We start from the raw sequence: 6,231 nt of genomic DNA on the forward strand, positions 1-6,231 counted from the left end.
GGTCGGAATGGCCTATAGCGCAAAAGGGCTGGCTTCCCTGGTCTTTCCGGGTCTGGCGGGGATTATCGCCGACCGCTGGATCCGGGCTAATCGCCTTTATGGTCTGTGCCATTTACTGGGCGCGATCGCGCTTTACCTCGCGGCGCAGGCGACGGACCCCATGATGATGTTCTGGGTCATGCTGCTGAATGCCATCGCCTATATGCCCAGCATGTCGTTGTCCAACAGCATCGCGTATTTTGCGTTGGAACAGCACGGGCTGGACCGGGTGAAGGATTTCCCTTCTGCCCGCGTCTACGGCACGGTTGGGTTCATTCTGGCGATGTGGACGGTGAGTTTTGGGCAGATTGAACTGAGCAATAGTCAGCTTTATCTGGCTTCCACCGCCTCGCTGCTGTTGGCGTTGTACTCCCTGACGCTGCCGCGATGCTCGCTGTATCGTGAAGGCGGTAGCACCAGTCTGTTCAATGCGCTGGGGCTGGGGGCATTATCCCTGTTCAAAACGCCGCGTATGGCGGTGTTCTTCATTTTTGCCATGCTATTAGGCGCCGCATTGCAGGTTTCCAATACCTTCAGCAACCCGTTTCTCCACGACTTCGCGCGTAATCCGCTCTATCAGTCGAGTCTGGCGGCGACTTATCCGTCGGTGCTGTTATCGCTCTCGCAGATCTCGGAGGTGTTTTTCATTCTCACCATTCCGTTTTTTCTGCGCCGCTACGGCATCAAACGCGTCATGCTCATTAGCATGTTCGCCTGGACGCTGCGCTTTCTGTTTTTCGCCTACGGCGACCCGCTTGGCATGGGGTTCCTGCTGTTGGTGCTCTCGATGATTATTTACGGCTGCGCGTTCGACTTTTTCAATATCTCCGGCACGATCTTTGTGGATACGGAAGTCGACTCTCGTTTCAGAGCCAGCGCGCAGGGCATGTTTATGAGCATGGTCAATGGACTGGGCGCTTATATCGGGGCGCTGGTCAGCGGAGGGGTGGTGGATCTGTTCACGACGGCTGGCGTCAAGGACTGGCAGGCGATTTGGCTAACGTTTGCGGGTTACACGCTGGTGCTGGGCTGCGTTTTTGCCGTGGCGTTCCGGTATCGCCACCAAAGCGGCCAGACCGTTTCAGGGTCAGCGACCTGATGTAACGGCTGATGGGTGACGAATCGGCGTGGATATCTCGTGTCGCGCCGGTTCATGGTTAGCCGGGCGGACCTGCCAGTGAGTCGGTGGGGCAGAGGGAATCCATCGGATTTCTTGGGCGTTGGCAAGAGACGCGGAGACCCTACCGTCTTAGCGACAGTCGCAGGGTAAAAATAAACCGGGCGTGTGATAGAAAATAGAGGAATGAGAATATAAACAAGACCGCGCCATTCCCTGGCGGTCTTGCGAGGAATGAATGAGGAACCGGTCTTTTGTCCTAACTAACAAGCTTAGGCAACAGGCGGTCACCTCTGGGCTGAGTGATAAAGCCCGGCGCTTTAATAGCGCTCTAAAAAAGAAACGCGCCGGCCGTTATAGCCGGCGCGTTTTACAATGGCGACTAAAATGTCGCCTTCCCTGGTATTGGTCTTTCTTCTTATGTTATCGAATCTTTCTCTGCAGAAAATCACCGACGGTTTTCATGCATTCTTCGCGCTCTTCGACATGCGGCATATGGCTTGAGTGTTCAAAAATAACCCACTCAACATCAGCGATACCGTCTGCAAAAGGTTGGATCGTTTCTGGTGAAGCCTCGTCGTAACGCCCTGAAATCAAAAGGGTAGGGACGTTGATGGCCTTGACGCGATCGATGATGCTCCAGTTTTTCATGCTGCCGATGACATGGAACTCTGTCGGTCCATTCATTGCGTGATAAACCGTGGGGTCTTCATCGATATAATCAAAGGTGCGTGTCACCTCAGCGGGCCACGGGTCCAGACGGCAGACGTGACGCTGATAGAACACCTGTGATGCTTCGCGATAGGCTTCGCTATCCACCGTCCCCGCCTCTTCGTGCTCAAGCAGGGTCGCTTGAACCGCTTCTGGCAATTCGGCGCGCAGCTTCGCGGCGGCCTGCAGCCATGACGGAATCGACGCCGGAGAGTTGGCGATAACGATAGCTTTCAAACCGGTCGGACATCTTACGGCGTGTTCTGAAATCAGAATGCCGCCCCAGGACTGACCGAGCAGTGCATAGTCGTCCTGAATGTTAAGATGTTTTAACAGGTTATCCAGCTCATCAAGAAACAACGAGATCTGCCAGAAATCGGCTGGTTTTTCCCGTAGGTGCGTCGAACGGCCATTACCTAACTGATCGTAATGAACCACAGGGCGACCTGTGTTGGCGATGTCTTTAAATGAATCAACGTAATCGTGGGTGCAGCCGGGACCGCCGTGGACAACGACCAACGGTGTCATACCATTTTGTAAATCACCGGTGATTCGATACCAGGTTTGATACTGGAGAAAAGGGGCAAAGCCTTCGCTGACAGTGTTCATAAATAACGGTCACTCTTATGTCTGTTAAGTCTGGCTTAAGAGTAAGGCGCGTCAGCGAAAGCGGAAAGCTAGTAAAATAGATAGTTTTAGCTATCGAGGAGGTGGTAGTACATGGCGCGAACGACGGCCTGTACTCGATTATTCGCTCCCAGTTTCTTGGTGGCATTGTTCAAATGCAGCGTGACGGTCGCGACGGAGCGGTTCAGTTTACGGGCGATCTCTTTCGCCGTCAGACCTTCCGCAGACCATGTCAGACACTCGCGCTCGCGCTTGGTCAGATGAACATATTGGCAGGTCATGAGATCTTCGCTGAACAGGGGAAACGCCGATTCCTGGAAACGATGAGCAATAAACGTCAGATCTGATAATGTACTGCTGATATCCTGTTCTTCATGCGTGTTGTTAAGAATCGCCGTTACGGTGGCGAAGCCTCCGCGAGGCAGGTGCAGAGGGACGGTCGCGCCGCAAGGCATCCCGTTTTCACGCATGTAATGTGTGACGCACTGATGCTCTTCGCCGATACGTGAGCGAAGCGGCGTCCGTTCAGGACGTTGATATGACCATACAAATGGCGCGCAGGTTTCCAGAGCGTGATGTTGAACAACATCCATTTGAAAGAAACCATTTTCGAACCACTGCAATGGCATGTCTTCTGGCACGTTATTAACACGCAACAGAGAAGGATTGATCAGTTTCCCATCCATTGTCCGGGGGACCGGCGCGTAGTCATAAATCACGCGGTCGAATCCCAAGTGTAACGTTTGCGCGAACATGTGATCAAAAGCGTCGTCCAGTGAAGTGGCTGAACGTGTCAACGAGGTAAGCTGAGTAGTCTTATCCATGATTACCCTCCGCAAAATGTAGCCCGTTAAAAAGAGGACGATGGTCGGTACAGATGCCAGAGCGCATGTTCGGCCTCAACCCGGTCAATAACCAAGCGTAACCTAGCATTTTTGCTAAGGCAAAACTAGCATTTTTGCTAACTATTCACGACCGGTATGATTGAGTAGATTCCCGCCTTTCAGGGCTTTTTATGACTTATTGTGTTTTTCTTTCATTAGTAGACCTTATGTTGAGTGAAATATAAAGACAGAAAAGGCATACTATTGAAGTGAATGGCCATTTTTGAATAGGAATACACGTCTGTTCGAAAAATGATGCCTTTTACCGACCAGACCTTCATTCTGGTGAGTCGTTATTTAATAAAAACGACCTGGTATGCTCCCTAGCAAATCGCGTTTATTGCGGCCGGTTTTTCATTATTCCGGTCACGCAGCGCAATGCTTAATTTCTGGCTCAACCCGTTTGTGCCAAACCGTTCATAAACGGTGTCATTAATAGATACGCCAGCATAAACACAGGGAATTAGTATGCATCGTTATCGGTTTATATTATTTCGGCCACTCCAACTGTTGCCGGTGCTTTTTGGCATCAGCATCATCACTTTTGCCATGGTGCGAGCGATCCCCGGCGACCCGGCCCGAATTCTTCTCGGCGTGCGGGCTACCCCAGGCGCGCTGGCGCGAGTGCGTGAACAGTACGGTCTCGACCAGCCGGTGTGGCTACAGTATTTCTATTTTCTTCGTAATCTATTTCACGGCGAGCTGGGGAAATCCATCGTTTATAAAGTGGATACCCTGAAAGTGATCGGTTCGCGTGTTGAACCGACTATTTGGCTGATTGCAGGCAGCGTGGTTTTAGCGCTCTTGCTGACCATTCCGTTAGCGTCCTGGGCGGCGCGGCGGCGCGGTAAACTGGCCGATCAGGTGATTCGACTGTTCTCCACCGCCGGTCTGGGGTTCCCCGCTTTTTGGCTCGGCATCATGATGATCTTGTTATTCAGCATCGAACTGGGGTGGTTCCCGGTGTCCGGCTATGGCCGCGATTGGCTGGATCGCCTGCATCATATGGTGTTGCCGTGTCTGACGGTGGCGCTGGCGCTGTCTGCGGTGCTGACCCGCAATTTGCGCGCCAGCCTGCTGATGGAAATGAAAAGCGACTACGTCACGGCCGCGCGCGCGCGGGGACAACCCGAGTCGCGCATTTTCTGGCGGCATATTTTGCCGAACTCGCTGGTGCCGACCATTAATCTGCTGGCGGTCAATATCGGCTGGCTGATTGGCAGCACCGTGGTCATTGAAAGTGTTTTTGCTATCCCCGGGATGGGGCAGTTGTTAATCAAGGCGATTTTCAGCCGAGATTATATGGTGGTGCAGGGCGTCGTGCTGGTTTTTGCGCTGGGAACCGTGACGGTTAACCTGGTCGCCGACCTGCTCACAGTGGCGCTGGACCCGAGGATCAAGCTATGAGTCAGACACCTGTTATGCGGCGGCTGCCGTGGCTGGCCTTTCCTCGCCGCCTCGCGTTGAGCGGCGGTCTGACGATTGTCGGACTATGGACGCTGTTGGCCGTGTTCGCGCCGTGGATCGCCCCGTTCGATCCGATTGCGCAAGACCCCACCGCCAGCTTGATGCCGCCGGGCTTCAGCCATCTGTTCGGCACCGACAACTTCGGCCGCGATATTTTCTCCCGCGTCATCTGGGGGGCGCGCGTCGACCTGCAGATCTGCCTGCTGGGCGTCATCTTTCCCTTCATGATCGGCACCTCGATTGGCGCGCTGTCCGGCTACGTCGGCGGCGTCGTGGATACGCTGCTGATGCGCTGTATCGACATCATTCTGGCGTTTCCGTTTTTGGTGCTGATGTTGTCGATAATCGCGGTCCTCGGGCCGGGATTAGCCAGTTTCTATATTGCGATGGCGATGGTGGGCTGGGTCACTTACGCCCGTCTGGTGCGAGCACAGGTACTGTCGTTGAAGCACCGGGATTTCATGCTGGCGGTACGCAGCCTGGGATTCAGCCATCCTCGTATTCTCTTTGTCCATCTGCTGCCCAACGCGCTGACCGGATCCGTGGTGTTCGCCATGTCCGACTGTGTGCTGGTGCTGCTTAACGGCGCCGCCATCAGTTATTTGGGATTAGGCGTACAGCCGCCAACGGCGGAGTGGGGCGTGATGGTAGCCGAAGGGCAAAGTTTTATTACCACCGCCTGGTGGATCACCACGTTCCCCGGATTGGCGATTGTGCTGCTGGCGATGGGCTTTAGCCTGCTGGCGGACGGACTGGGCGACCTATTGGGAGAACGGCCATGACGTTACTGGCGTTATCACATCTGACGGTCGTCAACCGGCAAGGTATCGCGCTGGTCGACGATGTCTCGCTTGAGCTGCGCGAGGGAGAGATCCTCGGACTGGTCGGCGAGAGCGGTTCCGGCAAAACCGTGACCTGCCGCGCGATGATGCGGCTGCTCCCCGGAGAAGCGCTTCGCGTGGTTTCCGGCAGCATCAATCTCAACGGGCGCGATATCCTCACGCTGCCGGAACGAGCGCTCTCCACCGTGCGCGGCCGGGAAATCGGCATGATTTTCCAGAATCCGACCAGCCACCTGAATCCGGTCATGACCGTCGGCGCGCAGATCGCCGAAAGCCGACGTCTGCACTTCGGCGCCAGCCGCCGCGAGGCGAAAGCCCATGCGGTGGAACTGTTGCGGCAGGTGGGCATTCCCGATCCCGAACGGCGGATAAACAACTATCCTCATGAATTCTCCGGTGGGATGCGTCAGCGGGCGATGATCGCCGTGGCGCTGGCGTCCGAGCCTAAAATCCTGATTGCCGACGAACCGACGACGGCGTTGGACGTCACGGTGCAGATGCAAATTCTGCGGTTGCTGAGTGACCTGCGCGACCGCCTCGGCGT

6 protein-coding genes are annotated in these 6,231 nt (G+C 55.0%); 4 read left to right on the plus strand and 2 right to left on the minus strand.

What is annotated here, in order from left to right:
- Positions 1 to 1,138: nucleoside permease (locus Q7O77_RS13215; protein ID WP_304168095.1), on the plus strand; the 1,138-nt coding region annotated here is incomplete at its 5' end.
- A gap of 441 nt (positions 1,139 to 1,579) precedes the next feature.
- Here Q7O77_RS13215 and Q7O77_RS13220 read toward each other — a convergent pair.
- Positions 1,580 to 2,476 carry a proline iminopeptidase-family hydrolase gene (locus Q7O77_RS13220; RefSeq protein ID WP_304168097.1) on the minus strand — a complete coding sequence of 299 codons (897 nt, stop codon included), beginning with the start codon at positions 2,474 to 2,476 and terminating at the stop codon, positions 1,580 to 1,582.
- 86 nt (positions 2,477 to 2,562) lie between these two features.
- Positions 2,563 to 3,318, minus strand: coding sequence for a LuxR family transcriptional regulator (locus tag Q7O77_RS13225; RefSeq protein WP_304168100.1), 756 nt, complete (start codon positions 3,316 to 3,318; stop codon positions 2,563 to 2,565).
- 528 nt (positions 3,319 to 3,846) lie between these two features.
- On the opposite strand from Q7O77_RS13225, the gene Q7O77_RS13230 reads away from it, so the two are divergent.
- From Q7O77_RS13230 to Q7O77_RS13240, 3 genes are all read left to right on the plus strand, one after another.
- Positions 3,847 to 4,785 carry an ABC transporter permease gene (locus Q7O77_RS13230; protein ID WP_304168103.1) on the plus strand — a complete coding sequence of 313 codons (939 nt, stop codon included), beginning with the start codon at positions 3,847 to 3,849 and terminating at the stop codon, positions 4,783 to 4,785.
- Positions 4,782 to 5,627: an ABC transporter permease gene (locus Q7O77_RS13235; protein ID WP_304168106.1), complete on the plus strand. Its 846-nt coding sequence runs from the start codon at positions 4,782 to 4,784 to the stop codon at positions 5,625 to 5,627. The genes Q7O77_RS13230 and Q7O77_RS13235 overlap by 4 nt, the downstream gene beginning before the upstream one ends.
- A partial coding sequence (locus Q7O77_RS13240) for an ABC transporter ATP-binding protein (protein WP_304168109.1) occupies positions 5,624 to 6,231 on the plus strand: 608 nt, incomplete at its 3' end. The genes Q7O77_RS13235 and Q7O77_RS13240, both read left to right, overlap by 4 nt.

Source organism: Lonsdalea britannica (assembly GCF_946477055.1).
GTDB lineage: Bacteria > Pseudomonadota > Gammaproteobacteria > Enterobacterales > Enterobacteriaceae > Lonsdalea > Lonsdalea britannica_A.

Bases quoted from the DNA above. Each gene is read 5' to 3' on its own strand.
- Q7O77_RS13220 (WP_304168097.1), bottom strand. From the start codon at position 2,476: ATGAACACTGTCAGCGAAGGCTTTGCCCCTTTTCTCCAGTATCAAACC.
- Q7O77_RS13225 (WP_304168100.1), bottom strand. From the start codon at position 3,318: ATGGATAAGACTACTCAGCTTACCTCGTTGACACGTTCAGCCACTTCA.
- Q7O77_RS13230 (WP_304168103.1), top strand. From the start codon at position 3,847: ATGCATCGTTATCGGTTTATATTATTTCGGCCACTCCAACTGTTGCCG.
- Q7O77_RS13235 (WP_304168106.1), top strand. From the start codon at position 4,782: ATGAGTCAGACACCTGTTATGCGGCGGCTGCCGTGGCTGGCCTTTCCT.